Origin of the sequence: Clostridium sartagoforme, from assembly GCF_004794105.1 — a bacterium.
Lineage (GTDB): Bacteria > Bacillota > Clostridia > Clostridiales > Clostridiaceae > Clostridium > Clostridium sartagoforme_B.
This window is the reverse complement of the sequence record NZ_SRYR01000001.1, coordinates 63,085-83,119: the sequence shown is the minus strand read 5'-3', so window position 1 is coordinate 83,119 and position 20,035 is coordinate 63,085. Positions and strand designations below refer to the sequence as shown.

Annotated in this window: 12 protein-coding genes; 1 reads left to right on the top strand and 11 read right to left on the bottom strand. The window is 29.3% G+C overall.

The features are described from left to right. Positions 1-124: 124 nt before the first annotated feature. On the bottom strand, positions 125-2,407 hold the full coding sequence (gene helD, locus E5347_RS00325) for an RNA polymerase recycling motor HelD (RefSeq protein ID WP_136003415.1): 2,283 nt from the start codon (positions 2,405-2,407) through the stop codon (positions 125-127). Positions 2,408-2,815: 408 nt separating this feature from the next. On the opposite strand from helD, the gene E5347_RS00320 reads away from it, so the two are divergent. Further along, on the top strand, positions 2,816-3,436 hold the full coding sequence (locus tag E5347_RS00320; RefSeq protein ID WP_136003413.1) for a TrkA C-terminal domain-containing protein: 621 nt from the start codon (positions 2,816-2,818) through the stop codon (positions 3,434-3,436). Between the two features lie 42 nt (positions 3,437-3,478). Here the strand turns inward: E5347_RS00320 and E5347_RS00315 are convergent, their stop codons facing one another. The 10 genes from E5347_RS00315 to E5347_RS00270 form a co-directional block, all read right to left on the bottom strand. Further along, on the bottom strand, positions 3,479-4,324 hold the full coding sequence (locus tag E5347_RS00315) for a hypothetical protein (protein WP_136003411.1): 846 nt from the start codon (positions 4,322-4,324) through the stop codon (positions 3,479-3,481). Between the two features lie 37 nt (positions 4,325-4,361). Further along, positions 4,362-5,717 (bottom strand): PFL family protein, encoded by a 1,356-nt coding sequence (locus tag E5347_RS00310; RefSeq protein ID WP_136003409.1) that lies wholly within the window; start codon positions 5,715-5,717, stop codon positions 4,362-4,364. Between the two features lie 22 nt (positions 5,718-5,739). Beyond that, positions 5,740-6,009 carry an ACT domain-containing protein gene (locus E5347_RS00305; protein ID WP_136003407.1) on the bottom strand — a complete coding sequence of 90 codons (270 nt, stop codon included), beginning with the start codon at positions 6,007-6,009 and terminating at the stop codon, positions 5,740-5,742. A 345-nt stretch (positions 6,010-6,354) separates the two neighbouring features. Beyond that, entirely contained in the window at positions 6,355-6,705 is a 351-nt protein-coding gene (locus E5347_RS00300) for a DUF1667 domain-containing protein (protein WP_136003405.1), read from the bottom strand. An 18-nt stretch (positions 6,706-6,723) separates the two neighbouring features. Next, positions 6,724-7,962 (bottom strand): NAD(P)/FAD-dependent oxidoreductase, encoded by a 1,239-nt coding sequence (locus E5347_RS00295; RefSeq protein WP_136003404.1) that lies wholly within the window; start codon positions 7,960-7,962, stop codon positions 6,724-6,726. Between the two features lie 11 nt (positions 7,963-7,973). Beyond that, positions 7,974-9,401, bottom strand: coding sequence for an NAD(P)/FAD-dependent oxidoreductase (locus tag E5347_RS00290; RefSeq protein ID WP_136003402.1), 1,428 nt, complete (start codon positions 9,399-9,401; stop codon positions 7,974-7,976). A gap of 662 nt (positions 9,402-10,063) precedes the next feature. Then, entirely contained in the window at positions 10,064-10,732 is a 669-nt protein-coding gene (locus E5347_RS00285; protein ID WP_136003400.1) for a Crp/Fnr family transcriptional regulator, read from the bottom strand. 156 nt (positions 10,733-10,888) lie between these two features. Beyond that, positions 10,889-12,526, bottom strand: a complete 1,638-nt coding sequence (hcp, locus tag E5347_RS00280) for a hydroxylamine reductase (protein ID WP_136003398.1) — start codon at positions 12,524-12,526, stop codon at positions 10,889-10,891. Between the two features lie 397 nt (positions 12,527-12,923). Then, positions 12,924-13,862, bottom strand: a complete 939-nt coding sequence (locus tag E5347_RS00275; RefSeq protein ID WP_136003397.1) for a type I phosphomannose isomerase catalytic subunit — start codon at positions 13,860-13,862, stop codon at positions 12,924-12,926. A gap of 520 nt (positions 13,863-14,382) precedes the next feature. Continuing rightward, positions 14,383-19,998, bottom strand: coding sequence for a GH92 family glycosyl hydrolase (locus E5347_RS00270; protein ID WP_136003395.1), 5,616 nt, complete (start codon positions 19,996-19,998; stop codon positions 14,383-14,385). Positions 19,999-20,035: the final 37 nt, after the last annotated feature.

Below are 20,035 nucleotides of genomic sequence, written 5' to 3'. Positions count from 1 at the left end.
ACTCCTGGATTAATTCTTCTAAGCTTCAGATATCATATGAATACTGACCTCCGTGAAATTGATTCACAGAAACTCAAGATTTTATTTCTCTACTTTTTAAGAAAAATCCATATGAAGCTAAAAATTACTTTATCAGAGATGAAAGATTATCTATCTCTATTATATATTCATAATGAAGAGCTCTTGTTAATGAAACATATAGAAGTCTTTGATCTAACAAAGTATCACTATAGTTTTCTTTACTTGGATTATAAATAATTGTTGCATCAAATTCTAATCCTTTAGTTAAATATGATGGAATTATAACTATATCATCATTATTTTCTTTTTCATTGCCTTTTACTAAGGAAATATTTTTAAGTTTATTCTTTTTTAATATCTTTTCCAAAGTTTTTCCTTCTTCTAGACTCTTAGTTATTATTCCTATACTGCTTTTTCCATTATTTATAATCTCCTCAATAACTGTAAGGATTTTTCCGACTGCCTCTTTTTCATTTGAACATTTAATAATTTTAGGTATATCACCATGTCTTAATACAGGTTTAGCTTTTTTCAAATCTAATTTTTGTGCTTCTAAGGATGCATTAGCAAACTCAATAATTTCTACTGTAGATCTATAGCTTTGAGTAAGTTGTATATAGGTAGCATTTCCTTCAAAAACTTTATCAACTATCTCCTTCCAGTCCCTAATTCCTTTATAATAGTAAATCCCCTGACCTATATCTCCAACTAATGTTAATGAATTTCCCTTAGTTAATCTATTTATTAAATATACTTGGAAAGGATTATAATCTTGAGCTTCATCTACTACTATATGAGAATACTTAGACTTTTCATCGATTCCCTCAAGCAACATATTAATATATAAAATAGGTGCTAAATCATCTTCGTCTATTATCCCCTTATCATAATTTGAAATCACTTCTTCTTTCATATAATTAGATATCTCTTCTGGGATTTTGCCCATAGTAGCCATATCAAATAATTCATCATTTTTAAATAAATCTAGATAAATATCTTTAGAATTAATTCCTCTCCAGGCTTTGAAATAATCATTCATTACCTTCTTTGAATTACTCCTTATATTATCCTTTATAGCATCTCTTTCTGAGTATATTTCTATAAGCTTTTTACGTCTTTCTCCACTATCTTCATGCTCTCTTTTTACCTCTTTAATTTTTCCATCCCAATCTAAATCTACTTGAAGACATAGTATTTCTATTTTTTCTTTTATTTTTAAGTTTAAATACCTTTTTATTTCATCTTTTCTCTTATTAATAGGGTAACTTTTTAAATCCTTTAGATAAAGTCTCACTATTTCTCTTTTATTAAATAGAGTATATCCACTAATAGTAATGTTATCTACGTCAACGGAAGCCCCCTCTAAAATTGCAATATATCTATCAATAATATTTTTAAATGATAATGTACCTTTTATTTTAGAGGAATTGATAATAAGCCTACTTCTCAGAGCATCTTCATTTTCAATTATCTCTCTAAGTTTTTCATCCTTACTTTTAACCTTGAATTTTGATTTTAAAAACTTAGAGACAAGCTCCTGAAAAGTAGTTTGATTTACTTCTTCTACTCCTAGATTTGGAAGTATATCAGAAATATAATTTAAAAATAATTTATTTGGAGCTAAAACTAATATGTCTTTACCTTTTATAAGTTCTGAATACCTGTATATTAGGTATGCAAGTCTATGTAATGCAACTGTTGTTTTTCCTGATCCAGCAGAACCTTGAACTATTATAGGAAGATTTTTAGGCCATCTTATAATTTCATTTTGCTCCTTTTGAATGGTAGCAACTACTTCCTTTAGCTTCTTCCCCCTACTCTCCTCTAAATTAATCTTTAAGAATTCATCTACTAAATCCGTTTCTTCTATACCACTTTTGACTATTATTTCATTTATTCCTTCGTCAAATATTTCTTCTAAATTACTATCCTTAAATAAAAATTTTCTCTTTAAAGAAAGGTTTCCTTCAATTATTCCATTAGGTGCTTTGTAGTAAGAATATCCACCTGTTCCGCTATAATAAAGATCTGCAACTGGAGTTCTCCAATCTACCACTATCTCTTCTCCATCCTTTGTAGAACTAATAGATTGTTTTCCAATGTAAATACTCTCTTCTTGACCTTTTGCTTCTCTAAAATCAACTCTACCAAAATAAGGTGCCATAGCAGCTTCTTCGTAATTTTGAATATCTTTTTTTAAAAAAGAACTAATTTTTTCAGTAGTTTCTTTCTCTTCATTATAGTTTCCTTTTGCTTCCTTAGTTAAAGCCCTAAGTTTTTTCTCGATAAAATCATAACTTTTCCTTTTTTCTAAAAGCTCTTCATTTATTTTCTCTCTTTTATTTTTCAAAATTTTTCTTTCTAAGATTAAACCTTCCTTCTCCATCCTTGTACCTCTATTTCCAACTACTATAAGTTGTAATAAATAATTTAAAATTAATTAATCTTTAAAACTAATAGTTTCTATGCAATATAACTTTTAGTAATTTATTTTTAAAATTAAACTATATATTAAAATGTAATATATTTTATAGCTTTAACATTATAAAACTTATATATAATATTAATTAAAATATATATAGTTAATTCAATTATAGGCTATGTAAAATTTAAATTCAATGTGATTAAAGATTTCTCTATATAAATTGCCATTATTTACTTTATTAAAATTATCTACTATATTTAACATTATTATTCTAAAAGTTTTTAATACAAAAGTTAAATTATATTACGAAATTTGCTGATTTTACTTATTTAGTATGTTAGAATTCTTATTGTAAAGGAGTGGTTAATTTTGTCTAAACAAACTAAGACACCAAACTATATTAAAATTGCAGTTGATATTGCTCATAGAATAATAAATAATGAATTCCTTGAAGGCGAAAAAATCACTGGAAGAACTACTTTAGTAAGTATTTACAATGTTTCTCCAGAGACAATAAGAAGATCTTTAGCTTTACTTAAGGATATGGATGTTGTTACTGTAAATGAAAAAAGTGGTATTATAATTAATAATAAGAATGCAGCAAAAGAATTTTTATATAAATTTAAGACTAAGTCAGATTTTACGAATTTAAATAATGAAACCTTTGATTTAATTAAAATGAGAAAAGAAATTGATAATAAACTTGAAAAAAATATTACATCAATTATAGAATTTGCCACTCAACTTAGAAATGTTGGTTCTATTATTCCTTTTGAAAATATAGTTAAAAAAGACAGTGTGGCTGTAGGCAAAAGCATTGGTGAATTAAACTTCTGGCATAATACAAAAGCCACCATTATTGCAGTTAAACGAGATGGAGACCTTTTCTTATCACCTGGACCATATTTTATAATTAATACTGATGATATTATAGTTTATGTAGGTGATGATTCTGTACTAGAAAATGTTAAAAACTACATAGATAATTAAGGTAGCCAAAGGCTACCTTAATTTTTCATTCTTTAATTTTTATTATACTTCAAAATATACTATACTTGAGTCGTCCCTCTTTTTTAGTCTTGGATAGTTATTGCACTCACTATCATCCTCTTGGCTTAAATATAAATTATTATATAAATCGTCTATATTAGTTTCTTTAACAATATCAATAAATTCCGAATATCCTTCTGCTAAATTAAAAGTATCATAATATTGAGAAAACCCATCTGAAGTTAAACTAATAGATACTTCTTTAGATATAGCTATTTTTCCATATAATCCATTATCAATAGCCTCTTCATTTAGCTCTAATATCCAATATCCATTACTCTTATTTTTCATCTTTCTAACATCAAGCACTTCATTATCGCAGTATCTTCTCGCTTCTAAAATTGATACTTCCTTCTCTTTAGATACCTTTACCATAGAATTTAATATTCTTTCTTCTAGTTCTATTATTCTCTTATCTACTATTTCTACTGCATTATCACCTTTTTCTTTATATATTAAAGTACAATCTCCCATTACATAATACTCTAATTCTTTATTATTAAATCTTACCAATGCTATTGCAGCACAAGGATAATCTACTTCATCTAAATTCTTATATCCATCATATGTAATATAACTTTCTTTTACTTCTCTAATAGCAGATTTCATAATATCTTTAAGACTCTTAGAAGAATTTATATTCTTTATTAAATAATTATTTATTTTTTCAACATACCAAAGGGCATCTGTTTCTTTTTCTGTTATTCTTTTACCAGTAATTCCTGTAGCTCCATCTAATACCCAAGCAGCACCATCAATTATAGTGATTTTATCTTCATTAGGTTTAATTTTAGATCCTTGTTTTGATAGATATTTTATATTTCTCATATAAGCTCACCCCTATAAATATTTTTATTTCATTCTTCTAATTCTTAAAAGAGTGTATTGGTGCTGGTATTCTTCCACCTCTTTGAATAAATAAAGATGAAGAATATTTATTTACTGGCATTACTGGTGCTGTTCCTAGTAATCCACCGAATTCAACTAAATCTCCAACCTTACATCCTGGAGCTGGTATAACTCTAACAGCTGTAGTTTTATTATTTATCATACCTATAGCTGATTCATCTGCTATCATGGCTGCTATAGTTTCAGCTGGAGTATCCCCAGGTACTGCTATCATATCTAGTCCAACTGAACATATTGCTGTCATTGCTTCTAGCTTTTCTAAGTTTAGTGATCCATTTAGTACTGCATCTATCATACCTGCATCCTCAGAAACTGGTATAAATGCACCACTTAATCCTCCAACATGACTACATGCCATAACTCCACCTTTTTTAACTGCATCATTAAGTAAAGCTAGAGCTGCTGTAGTTCCATGAGTTCCTACTACTTCAAGTCCCATTTCCTCTAATATATGTGCAACAGAGTCACCAACTGCTGGTGTAGGTGCAAGAGATAAGTCAACTATTCCAAATGGTACTCCTAACCTTTCTGAAGCTTCCTTTGCAACAAGTTGTCCCATTCTAGTTATTTTAAAAGCAGTCTTTTTAATAGTTTCCGCTAATACATCAAAAGACTCTCCTTTAACCTTTTCTATAGCTCTTTGAACAACTCCTGGTCCACTAACTCCAACACTAATAACTTTATCTGCTTCTCCAACACCATGGAAGGCCCCTGCCATAAATGGATTATCTTCAACAGCATTACAGAATACTACAAGCTTTGCACAACCAAATCCCTTAGTTTCCTTAGTATATTCTGCAGTTCTCTTTATGATTTCTCCCATATGTTTAACTGCATCCATATTTATTCCAGATCTTGATGAACCTACATTTACTGATGAACAAACCTTACTAGTCTTTGCTAGTGCTTCTGGTATTGATTCTATTAAGATTTTATCTCCCTTAGTATAACCTTTTTGAACTAAAGCTGAAAAACCTCCAATAAAGTCTACTCCTAAAGTTTCTGCTGCCTTATCCAAAGTTTCAGCAAACTTAACATAATTTTCTTCATCAGTTGCTCCTGCAATTATTGATATAGGAGTTACTGATACTCTTTTATTTACTATTGGAATACCAAATTCATTTTCTATTTCTTTACCTACCTTAACTAGGTCCTTTGCACTACTTACAATTTTATTATAAATTTTTTCTCTAGCCTTATCTCCATCTGAATCTATACAATCTAATAGGGATATACCCATAGTTATAGTTCTTATATCTAATTTTTCTTCTTCAATCATCTTTATTGTTTCTAAAATATTATTGCTGTTCATTTCTTAACCCCCAATATAATAATTATAAGGTATGCATAGAATTAAATATCTCTTCTCTTTGAATTTTTACATCTACTCCAAGTTCTTCTCCTCTTGCAACTAATGAACTCTTAATTTCATCAAAAGGAGTATTTGATTCTCTTAAATCTAGCATCATTATCATTGTAAAATACTTGTCCATTATAGTTTGGTTAACATCTAAAATATTAATATTTAAATCTAATAACTTATTGCTAATACCTGCAACTATACCTACCTTATCTTGTCCGATTACTGTTAAAATAGCCTTCATACATTTCAACTCCTACATTATTAATTTTTTCCAAAAAGTTATTATAATTTTATCTCTAGTACAAATATTTGTCAATTAATTAACATTATTATCCGTGTTTTAAATAAAAAAATATATAAATATATACCAACTATATTTGGCCCCATATATTTATTTCTTATTTTACCCCATGGACACCATTGCAATACTCCCACTTATATGATTGGTATCTAAGCACTACTACACTCCTAGATTAGTTCTTTTAAACTTCAGATGGAGTTAGTCATCTTACCTCCTGTGAAAGTGATTCACATAAAATGCAAGACTTTATTTCTCTACTAAAAAAACTCCACCTAAAGCTAAGAATCACTTTATAATTGCTTTTGTTGATACTACCTCTACACTAGTACCTAGAATATTTTTTATAATTACATCTCCAACTCCTATTGGAGCCTTTACCTTCACTTTCTTTAACTCTTCCATACATTTAAATATTAAATCTTTAGGAATACCTTCCTTTGTTTTTACAGGTAATAATTTTTCACTACTATCTAATATTTTTACAGTTGTTGTTACTATTCTTTTAGGGTCTGTAACCTCCATTATTCCATAGTCTTCTCCTCTTTTACAACTGTTTCCCTTTACAGAACTTTTATCTATATCTACTTCTAAGTGGCATCCCATTGGACAACAAATACAAATTAAGTTTTTTATCATATAAATCTTCCTCCACTATTACTCTAAAGAAATTAATAATAATTCTTCTAATCCCTCTAATATAGATTTTTTCAAAACTATCCTTTCCATTTCAGAAGGTGCTAAATGTTTTTTCTTAAATGCTGCTATTTCTTTTCCCTTTGATATAACCTTTATACTCTTATCTTTATAAACATTATTAACTCTCATAAAAATCGTAATATTAGTATCAATATCCTCAATAGATACTTTTTGAGGTACAGTATAATTAATTCCTTCTCCATTAACTATATTTAAATAAGAAGTTTTCTTAAAACCATCCTTTAAGTATTTTGCTACTGATCTGCCAGTATTTTTAGCTTCTTCTGTAACAAAATCTACTAAGTCATGAACATGAACTACATTTCCACAAGCAAATATTCCTTCAACATTGGTTTCCATACTTTCAGTTACTATTAACCCACTAGTTCTGTTATCTAATATTACTCCTGCTTTTTTAGATAGTTCATTTTCAGGTATTAATCCCACAGACAATAGTAAAGTATCACATTCAAATTCTATTTCTGATCCTTTAATAGGCTTTTTATTTTCATCAACCTTTGAAATAACTACCTTTTCTAATCTTTTATTACCTATTACGTCTGTTATAGTATGAGAAAGATATAGAGGAATATTATAGTCCTCAAGGCATTGTACTATATTTCTATTTAATCCATTAGAATATGGCATAAGTTCCACTACAGCCTTTACCTTTGCTCCTTCTAAGGTCATTCTTCTAGCCATAATTAATCCAATATCTCCTGATCCAAGTATAACTACTTCTTTCCCAGGCATATAACCTTCTATATTTACATACCTTTGAGCTGCCCCTGCTGTAAATATACCTGATGGCCTATCCCCTGGTATTCCTATTGCTCCTCTTGTTCTCTCTCTACATCCCATAGCAAGTACTATAGCTCTTGCTTCTAATATCATATAGCCTTCACTATCATTAATAGCATGAACCTTCTTATCTTCCATACTTATTACCATAGTATTAAGCTTTATTTCAATATTTGTATTTCTTACTAAGTTAATAAATCTATCTGCATATTCCGGTCCTGTTAATTCCTCCTTAAAAGTGTGAAGTCCAAATCCATTATGAATACATTGATTTAATATTCCTCCAAGTTCTGTATCTCTTTCTATTATTAATATACTTTGTACTCCATTTAAACTAGCTTCATATGCAGCTGCAAGACCTGCTGGTCCTCCACCTATTACTATTAAATCGTACATTAATACCCCTCCTATCTTGATTCATTAGTTAGAATATAGGAGCCATCTTTTTCTTGAACTACATCTTCTAAAGGTATATTTAGCTCCCTTGCTATTATCTCCTGCACTCTAGGTCCACAAAATCCACCTTGACATCTTCCCATTCCAGGTCTACATCTTCTCTTAACACCATCTAATGTAATGGTTCCAAAAGCTCTTTTAATTGAATCTATTATTTCACCTTCAGTAATTTCTTCACATCGACAAATTATTCTTCCATAATTCTTATCTTCATTAATGATTTTACTTCTTTCTTCTATAGGTAATTCCATAAATCTAATTTGCTTCCTATATGGATTAAAGTTCTCTTTTTTCTTTAAATCAATCCCTGAATTTTTTAAAATATCTACTACTTTTAAAGCAATGGCAGGTGCTGCTGATAACCCTGGTGACTTCATTCCAGCTACATCAATAAAACCCTTAACCTCACTATTTTCTTCTATAATAAAATCATTAGTATTTGCTTCTGCTCTAAGCCCAGCAAAATTTCTAATAGAATTTCTAAAATTAATGATCTTAGTAGTTTTATTTGCTTTATCTTTAATAAAGCTTAAAGCATCAGCTGTAGTCTTAACTGATTCCTTATCTTCTATTTCTTCTGCATTAGGTCCAACTATTAAATTTCCATGTACAGTTGGAGTCACTAATACTCCCTTTCCAAATTTCGATGGGCATTGAAAAATAGTATGGCTAAAATTCTTTCCCTCTTCCTTATCTAAAACATAGTACTCTCCTCTTATTGGAGTAATCTTAAAACTTTCTTTGCAAACCATATTATGAATCTTATCTGAATAAACTCCTGCTGCATTAATTATATATTTAGCTTTTATCTCTTCGTTATTAGATAGCTTTATTGTAAAAACATCATCTTTTTCTATCCTAACTACTTCAGCACTTACTTTTATTTCTCCACCATTTTCTATAGCATTTTCTACTAATGCAATGGTGTATTCAAAAGGACCAACTATCCCTCCTGTCTTAGCATAAAGAGCACCTAACACATCACTAGCTATATTAGGTTCAAGCTCCAATATTTTTTCTTTACTTATCATTTCAAGGTTTTTCACATTATTTTTTACTCCATTTTCATAAAGATCTTTAATTAAAGTAAGTTCTTCTTCATCAAAAGCTAAAACTAAGGATCCATTTCTTATAAAAGGCACATCTAATTCCTTACATAATTCCTCAAACATCTCATTTCCCTTAACATTAAGATTTGCCATTAATGTTCCATTTTTAGGATCATATCCTGCATGAATAATAGCTGAATTAGCCTTAGTAGTTCCCATTGCCACATCATTTTCTTTTTCTAAGGCTATAACTTTTAAATCATATTTACTTAATTCCCTAAGTATAGATGCACCTATTATTCCAGCACCTATTATTGCAACATCATACATATAAACACCCCTTTTTTCAGTTAACAATTAGCAGTTAACAATTAATAGTTATTGATGTAATTCCTATGGAATTACTATAAATAAATTTCAACCTACAAAACTCCTTTAGGAGTTTTTTCATTAATTTTTCATTTTTTCATTTCTTCATTTTTTATTTTTATTTCTTCATTTTTAATTTTTTAAAGTTATCTTATTTTATATATTATTTTTTATATTTACTTTATTAATGACTTTTTACTTATGCCAGATCCTTTTTGGGTACTATTCTTATTATTAGTTATCTTCAATAAAATTAAATTTATAAAAAATTTGAAGATATTGACCTAATAATTTTCTAAATGCAAAAAAAGCACAAAAATAAGACGTATCTTATTTTTATGCTTTCTCTAAATCTCTTAGCACATTAAATAATTATAGTATAATTCTACCATAATTTATATATTAAGTATATAGGTTTTATTTTAAAATTAATTTATACTAAATTTATATTATTTTTATACAATTTTCCCTAAAATTTTTATTTTAAAAAATTTTTTTCATCAAACTCTTTAATTTCTTAAAAATTAGCATTATAATTAATGTATAAGATAGTTATCCCTTTACAATTTATATATACCCAAATAAATAGAGCAGATTTCTATTATCCAAATCTGCTCTATTTTTTATGAGAAAAACTCATCTTCCAATCCTTCTAAATTAGTTATTTTTATTTCCTTTAAATTAAATTCTATAAGCCCCATATCTCTCATATTTATTAATTCCCTAGAAAGTGATGGTCTTGGTATTCCAAGCTCTTCAGCTAACTCTTTCTTAGAAGCTATTTTATATATATAACTTTTATTTTTCTTATAATTATCTAATAGTATTTTACATACTTTTCTTCTTATAGAATCCAACTCTACTAAATTAATTTTTCTATTTAATATAACTATTTTTTGTGATAAAAGTTCTAACATATTTTCAGCAAACTTGGCATTCTTTTGCATTATCCCTAATACACTTTGTTTTGGAAATGATAAAATCTTACAGTTTTCAACTGCCATTACTGTTGCAGGATATTCCTTATCCTTGGAGAATAACAAAGCTTCTGCAAATACATCGCTTACATTAAAATTAGATAATGTTAGTACCTTTCCATTTTCATAAATAGTTTGAATAACAGCTTTTCCTTCAAGAATTACTGATAAACTATTACACTTCTCTCCTTGATTAGCTATAACCTCATTTTTTTTATATTCCCTTACTAAGTATAGCTGACTTTTTAATATTTCATCTATTTCTTTTTCATTAATGCCTTTAAAGAAACATGTCTTTTTTAAAACTTCTATCATAATTTATCCTCTCGCTTGTAACTCATTATAGTTTTAATTATCTATATACATGATATTATAAACTAATAAGCATAATATTACATAAAAAAACTACTTGATAATTTCCTAAATAATAAAACAAAGCTGCAATAAATGCAGCCTCATTAAATATTTATATTATGCTAAAAACATTTTTAAATCATCTTCTACGTTAGTTATTCCACCAATACCAAAGTTTTCAACTAATACCTTAGCAACATTTGGTGAAAGGAAGGCTGGTAGTGTTGGTCCTAAATGAATATTCTTAACTCCTAAGTATAGTAATGATAATAATACTATAACTGCCTTTTGTTCATACCAAGCTATATTGAAAGCTATTGGTAAATCGTTAATATCTTGTAATTCAAATACTTCTTTAAGCTTTAATGCTATTAACGCTAATGAGTATGAATCATTACATTGACCTGCATCTAGAACTCTTGGAATTCCTGCAATATCTCCTAAGTCTAATTTGTTATATTTGTATTTTGCACAACCTGCTGTTAATATTACAGTATCTTTTGGTAGAGCCTTTGCAAAATCAGTGTAGTAATTTCTTGACTTAGCTCTTCCATCACAGCCTGCCATTACAAAGAACTTCTTTATAGCTCCTGATTTAACAGCATCAACTACTTTATCAGCAAGTTGCATTACTTGATTATGAGCAAATCCACCAATTATTTCTCCATTTTCTATTTCTATTGGAGCCTTACATGTTTTTGCAAGTTCAATTATTTCTGAGAAATCCTTAGCTTCTCCATCAATTCCATCTATATGCTTACATCCTGGGAATCCTGCAGCTCCAGTTGTAAATACTCTATCCTTATAGCTATCTTTTGGTGGCACTATACAATTTGTAGTCATTAATATCGGTCCATTGAAGCTTTCAAATTCTTCTTTTTGCTTCCACCAAGCATTTCCGTAGTTTCCTACAAAGTGATCATATTTCTTAAATGCTGGATAGTAGTGAGCTGGTAACATTTCTGAGTGAGTATAAACATCTACTCCAGTTCCTTTTGTTTGCTCTAATAATTGCTCTAAATCCTTTAAGTCATGTCCTGAAACTAATATTCCAGGATTATTTTTAACTCCTATATTAACCTTAGTTACTTCTGGATGTCCATAAGTTCCAGTGTTAGCATTATCAAGTAGAGCCATACCATCTACCCCTACCTTACCTGTTTCTAAAGTCAAGGCAACTAATTCATCTACTGTTAAGTTATCATTTAATAATTTAGCTAAAGTTTCTTGCATAAACGCACTTACTTCTTCATTATCATAGCTTAATTCATTAGCATGTTTCATATAAGCTGATAATCCCTTTAATCCATAAGTTATAAGTTCTCTTAAACTTCTAATATCTTCATCCTTAGTTGCTAATACTCCAACTACTTTTGATTTTTCATCATATTCTTCTCTAGTAGTAGCATTCCATAATGCTGCTTCTGATAAACAATCTTTATTTGATAATTTATTTAATAACTCTTCTTTTATCTCTAAAGCTCTTTTTACTCTTTCATAGAATATTTCATCATCAAAATTAGCGTTAGTAATTGTAGTAAATAAGTTTATAGTTATAAAGTGATTTACTTCACTTGAAACTTCTTTTCCTTCTTTTCTAAGTCTAGTTGTAACTTCTGATAATCCTTTGCTTACATATACTAAAAGATCTTGCATTCTTGCAAGGTCAGGTGACTTACCACAAACTCCAAATTGAGTACATCCTGTGCATCCTGCTGTTTCTTGACATTGAAAACAAAACATCTTATTTTCCATAAAACAATTCCCCCTATTTCGAATTCTTTAATTAATTACTTTATGGTTATATTATATAAACATTAGAAGTTAAACTCGGTAACATTAGTTACAATTTTTAATTATTATAATATTAATTTATATTCCTACTATTTAAATCCCTTTTACTTGATAAAAATAAAGGGGCTGTCATACAAACAGTCCTATAAGTGCTTTAATGCCTAAATTTATGCCTTGTAAAGCTTAATTACTATTAATATTGCTACAAATATTATAATTGCAGTTATAGCTAATAATATCATACTCATAGACAATTTCCCCTCTAAGTAAATCATATATCTTCAACTTATTTACTTAGAGGCACCTTTATTTTCTATTTATTATATTTTTTAAGAATAATTATTTCATAACTAAAAAACTATATAACCGGATAGCTTTTTAAAATTATAGCTTTACCCCTAATTGTGTATTCACCTAAGCTAGCTGGAATTAAATAACTATCTCCTGTTCTTATTCTTTCTGTAAAGTCTTTTCCTTCTATTGTTCCTTCTCCGTCTACGCAAGTTAGCATATCAAATTTTTCTATATCACTTATATCATTATATTGTGAATCTATCGTTATTTTTTCAATTCCAAAGTATTCATTTTTACATAGTAAGATATGACTATATCCATCGAACTCTTCTTCTGTTTTTTCACTTAAGTTTTCACATTGAAGATCAAAATTAATAACATCAAGAGCTTTTTCTACATGTATTTCCCTAGGTCTTCCATAGTCATATACTCTGTAAGTAACATCACTATTTTGTTGTATTTCAGCTATAATAACACCTTCACAAATAGCATGTACTAATCCACTGTTTATTAAAAAACAGTCTCCCTTTTTAACTTCTATTTTATTTAAATATTCTTCAACTTTATTATTTTTTATTGCTTCCTCAAATTCTTCTTTAGTACAATTTTTTGTTCCAACTATTAATGAAGCACCTAGCTTTGCATCCATAACATACCAAGCTTCAGTTTTACCATAGTCACATTCATGCTTTGCTGCATATTCATCTCCTGGATGAACTTGAACTGATAATTTTTCCTTTGAACTTATTAATTTAATAAGTAGTGGTAACTTTTCTAAAGTTATCTTATTACCAACTAAATCATGTCCAAGTTTATTTATTAATTCATCAAATTTAATACCTTTTAATTCACCATTAGCAACTATTCCTGTTCCATTTGGATGGCAAGCTATATCCCATGTTTCACCGATTTCTCCATCAGGCATATTATCTCTGAATGCCTCAAAGTCTCTTCCCCCCCAAATTTTTTCATAATATAAGTTTTCGAATCTAATTGGATACATAATACTCCTCCTATTAAACTGATTTTTCAATATAAATTTTCCAATTCATCCTATATATGATTAAAAACAAAACAATTTTTTTACTATTTCCAACATACTTTCGTCATTCCGTGAATCACCTATAGAATAAATATTCTATTTAATAATTTGTTCTCTCAACTCTTTTAATTCATAAACTTTAGAGCAACTTAATGGAACTATATCTATGTAAATATCATTTCTATATATTATCGCTACATTTTTAATATTTTCAATTTCATTTAACTCCTTCATTAGACTATAAATAGAAATTATTCTTACTTTTTCATCTAATCCTCCAAAATTCTTTTATTAGACTACTCATATTTCTAAAAATAAATTTATAGACTTAAAAGTTTATTCTTTTAAGTCTATAAAAATTAACTACTTATTTCTATTTTACTATAACCTTATCAAAACCTTACTTCTACTGATTTAACATTACAGGAATATATCTACTGTTCCATATTCCCCCTGTGTCTATTCAAATCTTTAATAGTAATTATTTGATTTTATTTTTCTTCTTAAATATAGCCACTCCTGATGCTGATAACGCTAAGCCTAATAAACCTATAACAACTGGTGAGTTACCTCCTGTATTAGGTAATTTTCCTTCATCGTTTGGCTTACCATCATTATTTTCATTGTTACTCCCATCTCCGTTGTTGTTTCCTTCACCTGGCTTATCTCCATCACCTGGCTTATTTCCATCGCCTGGCTTATCTTCATTTTTAACTAAAGAGTTCTTAGCATTTTCAAGATTTCTGTAAGCTTCATCTACTTCTTCTTGAGTTGCATTTTCATTATTTGCAACTTCTTTTGCTTTTGCTAATGCATCTATCATAACATTCCATGATTCTTCAGTATATTTGCTCTTATCTAAAGATTCTACTTCTTTAATAAGGTTATTAAGCTCATCCTTAGATACACTTTCTGGAATTTTCTTTAGAGCATTTATAGAATCTCCTAATGGCTTTGTAGCATCATCAACTTGTTTTTGTGTTAATGAAACTGTTTCATAAACTTTTTTAGCATTTTCTAAAGCTGCTTTAAATTCTGATTTTCCTTCATCTAAATATTGATCTAAATCAATTGATTCAGCACGCTTAATCATTTCATTTAAATCATTTCTATTTAATAAAGTTAATTGTGAACGTGCTCCTATTAATCCATCATAAGCACCTTTATAAACATCGTATTCACTACCATCTTTAATAGATTCAGCATATTGAATAGCTTCTATAAATCTTGCATAACTATCGCTTGTATAATCAGCTTCATTGATTGATTTTAACTCAAGAAGAGAATCATTTAATTCAAAAGCAATCTTATATTGTAATGTAGCAATAGCATTATCAATATTTTTTATAGCAACTCTTACATCATTATCGGTTGCATCTTTCTTTTCTAATATCATATTAGCATCAAGTATTTTATTTTTGAAAATATTAAATCCTACATAATGATATTTACCAGAATCTCTAAGAATATCTTTGTTTTCATCATATTTTGCTTGTAACTTAGATTTATCTGTTTCTGCAGTTGGTTGTCCAAACTCAAACCAATCAAAATTTGCTACCCACTTACTAGGATTTTCAGTGTGTAACTTTATATAAACATCATGTTTTCCAGTAATCTCTTCGCTTAATATTGTTTTTGCAAATGTGTAATTTGCCCATCCACCTGTAGTTGGTAATTCAATTGATCCTACTGGATTTCCATCCATATTATCTAGGTAGATATCCATTCTTGAATTGTTATCACCAGTTGATGGATTATGAGAATAACGTACTGTAGCTTCTGTCTTTCCGTTAAATTCAACATCATTATAGCGTAACCATGCATTACCTCTTGTTCCTCCAACACCAGTTAATTCATTTCCGTTGCTGTCTCTAATGTTTTCAATTTTTAATTCTCCATTACTCCAATCATTTTTATCTTCTGCTTCAATATGTGTAACACCTGATTTTTCAAATTCCATATAATCCACATTTGCAATATATAGTCTTTTACTATCAGTAGTTCCTCTTAACACAAAGCAAATATTATTAACACCAGTTAATGGCTTATCTAGTTCAACAGTAGCAACTTGATAGTCACTCCATCCAGTAGTTAATGGCATATTTACAGTTCCTAACAATTCTCCATCTTTACTATCTTTTCTCACTTCAATACGTGCATCTAAAGCACAAGCATCTACACGTGTAGAATACCTAACATTGATTTTATTCGCATTAAGGTTATCGAAGTTTACATTATTATACTGAATCCAAGCCTCATCATATGTTCCACCTAAATTTATAGATTCATTCTTTAAGCTTCCATCAGACCATGTATCACTTCTCTCAGCTTCTAACTTAACTTTACTGACAACTGCTGTTTCTCTAAATTGTAAATAATCTACATTTGCTATATAAGGTTTTTCACCAGTTGTTCCTCTAAAAACAAAGTATACATCGTGTTTACCTTTTAATATTTCAGGATTATCCATAGCCACTTGAATTGTTTTATATGTCCCCCATGCTTTTCCTGTAGTAGGTAACTCAACAGTACCAATTAATTGACCATCTAATCCATCTACCCTTACTTCTAGACTACTATCACTTGCACAACGATCACTTGCATTATCATAACGAAGTTCTAAGATTAATGGATTTAATCCTTCAAAATCAAGTCCATCATATCTTATCCAAGCACCATCATATGTCCCACCTAAATTACCATTTTCATTCTTTAAGCTTTCACCAGACCATGCATCACTTTTTTCAGCTTGTAATCTTGAAAATCCATCACTTGGAATAGTTAAATGTTCTTGAGCATCTACAATATTAGCAATAGCTAGCTCTATTTCTTTGCTAGTAGCATCTTCTTTTTCTAAAAGCTGCTTTCCTTTTTCAATTTCATCTAGTAAAACTTGATAAGATGCTTTGCTATAAGCACTAGCTCTAATATACTCCGCTTCTGCAATAGTTCTTCTCAAATTAGCCGTATGATTATAATCAAAATCTAATAATAATGCTGTCATTCCTCCACGAGAACTCATATGAATTGTACTAGCTTTAGCTCCATCAAATGCATTATCATTAAATGAAAGTTCAATTTCAACATCTGAATCATGACTTTTTGCTTTTCCTTCAAAACTTAATACAACAGTTTTATCTCCTGTTTTTATAACTTTTGCAGTTAATCCTTCTGGAAGGTTTGTTATTATTACTTTTTCTGTCTCTACAAAATCTTCATTAAGGTTTCCAGTAAATACTGAATTACCGCTTAAAGTAATTGTAGCTGTATCTATTATAGATCCATCATCATTTTTACCTTCATTAAACTCATTTAATGAATATGATAATTGATCATCATCAAACATAACTTTAATGTTATCTTTTATTTTACGAATACTATTTATAATAGGTGTTTTTGTTGCAGAGTCTGTTATTTCAATTGTTAGATTGCTAATACTATCATTTAAAGCATGACCTTCAGCTTTTCCATCCAATGAAACAACTACTTTATTTTTATCTGTTTTTACAGCTGAAGCTTTAAGACCTTTAGGAAGGTTAGAAATTTTAATTTTTCCTAATGCAGTTAAATCTTCATTTACATCACCTGTAAATTCATTTGTTTCTAAAGTAATTTCTAATTTTTGATCAAAAGAACCATCATTTAATTTAGACTCTTCAAGCATTCCTGTTGAATAAGCAATTTCATCGTCATCATAAGATGCTGTATTTGCTTTATCACTACTTGATTTAGCTGTAACACCATCCTTTGCCCACTCTGAAGGTTTATTATCCATTTCAAAAGATAAAACTCCTCCTCTAGTGATTTCAGAGTAATCTACCCATGTACGATTAAATGATTCTCCATTTAATGTTGCTGATTGAATATACATATTTTCATCTGAAACATTATTAGCTTCAATTGTAAATGTTTTTCCATTTCCTACATCTAAAGATACTCTTTCAAAGAATGGTGAACCAATTTGGAATGTTGTATCCCCAGGAGTCATAGGGAAGATCCCCATTGCTGCTGATACAAACATCATTGCCATAGTTCCAGCATCATCATCCATTGTTTCTAAGTATCCTTGTGGACTTAATTTATACATTTTTTCTTTAACAGCACCACTCGCATATCCTGTATTCCATGTTTCATCAGTATAAATTTGTCTTACCCAATATTGTGCTTTATCAGGTCTACCCACAAAGTTAAATAAATATGGTGAATGTAATTCTACTTCATTAGCTGCATTGTGCAACATCGCATTACCATTATCTGGAGCATGTTCTCCAAAAAGATATTGTAACGCTTCAAGCATAGCTTCTTTACCACCCATTAAATCCATCAAACCATTAACATCGTTTGATCCATACCAAGTATATTGCCACATAGAACCTTGATATAGTCCATCTGCACCAATTTTTGTTGGACTGCTCTTACTCCAATTTCCATCTTTATCTTTGTTCCATACTAATCCTAATTTACGATCACTAAATGGGGATTGTACAGCATCTTTTCTAAACATGTTTTTATAGTTAAATGAACGATCTAAGAAATATTGTGCTTCATCTTCTTTACCTAAAGCTTCTGCAATAATTGATAAAGCCCAATCATCATATGCGTATTCCATTGTACGATCCATACGATTAGGAACATACCCTATTTCTTCTACTTCTTCTGTGATAACTTTATTTGCAATTTTTTTAGCTTCTTCATATGCTTCTTCTAAGTTATCTATATCAGTAAACCCTTTAGCAACACCATCAGCAAGTAAAGCCACTGCATGTTCTGTTCTTACATTAGGAACTGGTTGTTTATCATGTGACCATGTTACTATACCATAATCTAATGCATTTGCTATTGATTTAACCATATCTTTATAAGTATCTGGCATAACCAATCCAATCATAGGATACTTACGATAATCATCCCATAATGTCCATGAATCATAGTGAGTATAATCTTTAGCATTATGTATTTTCCCATCAGTTCCTCTAAAGGTTCCACTTGTACTTGTTGCATTTACTGGAGTCATAAACATATGATACAAATGTGTATAGAATAATTTCTTTAACTCACCAGTAGGATCACTTTTTTCAGAACTTTCAACTCTAACTTTACCTAATACATCATTCCATTGTTTATCAGCTCTTTTGTATGCATCATCAAAATTCCAATCTTTAATTTCATTATGCATATCAACTTTAGCTTGTTCTACGCTAATTGGTGAAATACTTACTTTTAATTCTAATTCTTCGTTTTCTTGAACATCAAAATTAAGAATAGCACCTAAATCATTTCCTTTTTGAGACTTTTCATCACTTAGTTTTTTTCCATTCCAAGTTTTAACGTTATTGGCAGGCTTACTAGTTTCCATATAAAAATACATAGTATATTTTCCAGATCCCCCAACGTTTCTACCACTAAATCTTCCACCTAATGCAGTAGTAGTTTCACTTTCTTCTATTACATCTAAAATGGCATCACGAATATCAGTTCCATGATATGTATAATTTAAATCAGCTAAGATATTAACATTTCCAGCCTTAGGGAATGTATATCTATGATATCCAGTACGTTGATCTGTTGTTAATTCAGCTTTGATTCTTCCCATTTCTGTATCTGATTTAACATCATTATCTTTTCCAGTGTTCGGTGTTAATTCAACACTATAGTAACCAGGTTTTGCACTTTCTACATCTTTAGTGTACTTCATAGCTCTAGTTACTGCATTTGGTCTTTCAGTATATTCTACATAAGTAGGCGTTACTAAAACATCTCCACCTGTCCCTTGACCACCAACACCCTCAATACGAGTATGTGAAAATCCTTGAATTTGAAGCTTCTTATAATCGTATCCAGCATGATCTAGAGTATTATGAGGATAAGTATCTGGGCTTAGTTTAACTAATCCATTCGGAACAACACTTCCCGGGAAAAGTTGGCCATAGTCTACCTCTGTAGATACAAATGGGTCTACATACTGTGTATAGCTTTCTTCTTTTTCAACAGCTTGAACTTCTTTTAATCCTCCAATAGCTGTTCCTGGAATACTACTTATTGTCATAAACGTAGCTAAACTACAGCTTATGAAACGAAGCAATTTCTTACTTTTCATCTTTTCTCCCCCTTAAAATATTATTATTTTACTTTAG

What these genes read in the sequence shown, in the direction of transcription:
- E5347_RS00275 (WP_136003397.1), bottom strand. Translation starts at nt 13,862, where the DNA reads ATGTATCCAATTAGATTCGAAAACTTATATTATGAAAAAATTTGGGGG.
- E5347_RS00315 (WP_136003411.1), bottom strand. Translation starts at nt 4,324, where the DNA reads ATGAGAAATATAAAATATCTATCAAAACAAGGATCTAAAATTAAACCT.
- E5347_RS00290 (WP_136003402.1), bottom strand. Translation starts at nt 9,401, where the DNA reads ATGTATGATGTTGCAATAATAGGTGCTGGAATAATAGGTGCATCTATA.
- E5347_RS00300 (WP_136003405.1), bottom strand. Translation starts at nt 6,705, where the DNA reads ATGATAAAAAACTTAATTTGTATTTGTTGTCCAATGGGATGCCACTTA.
- hcp (WP_136003398.1), bottom strand. Translation starts at nt 12,526, where the DNA reads ATGGAAAATAAGATGTTTTGTTTTCAATGTCAAGAAACAGCAGGATGC.
- E5347_RS00270 (WP_136003395.1), bottom strand. Translation starts at nt 19,998, where the DNA reads ATGAAAAGTAAGAAATTGCTTCGTTTCATAAGCTGTAGTTTAGCTACG.
- E5347_RS00310 (WP_136003409.1), bottom strand. Translation starts at nt 5,717, where the DNA reads ATGAACAGCAATAATATTTTAGAAACAATAAAGATGATTGAAGAAGAA.
- E5347_RS00295 (WP_136003404.1), bottom strand. Translation starts at nt 7,962, where the DNA reads ATGTACGATTTAATAGTAATAGGTGGAGGACCAGCAGGTCTTGCAGCT.
- E5347_RS00285 (WP_136003400.1), bottom strand. Translation starts at nt 10,732, where the DNA reads ATGATAGAAGTTTTAAAAAAGACATGTTTCTTTAAAGGCATTAATGAA.
- E5347_RS00305 (WP_136003407.1), bottom strand. Translation starts at nt 6,009, where the DNA reads ATGAAGGCTATTTTAACAGTAATCGGACAAGATAAGGTAGGTATAGTT.
- helD (WP_136003415.1), bottom strand. Translation starts at nt 2,407, where the DNA reads ATGGAGAAGGAAGGTTTAATCTTAGAAAGAAAAATTTTGAAAAATAAA.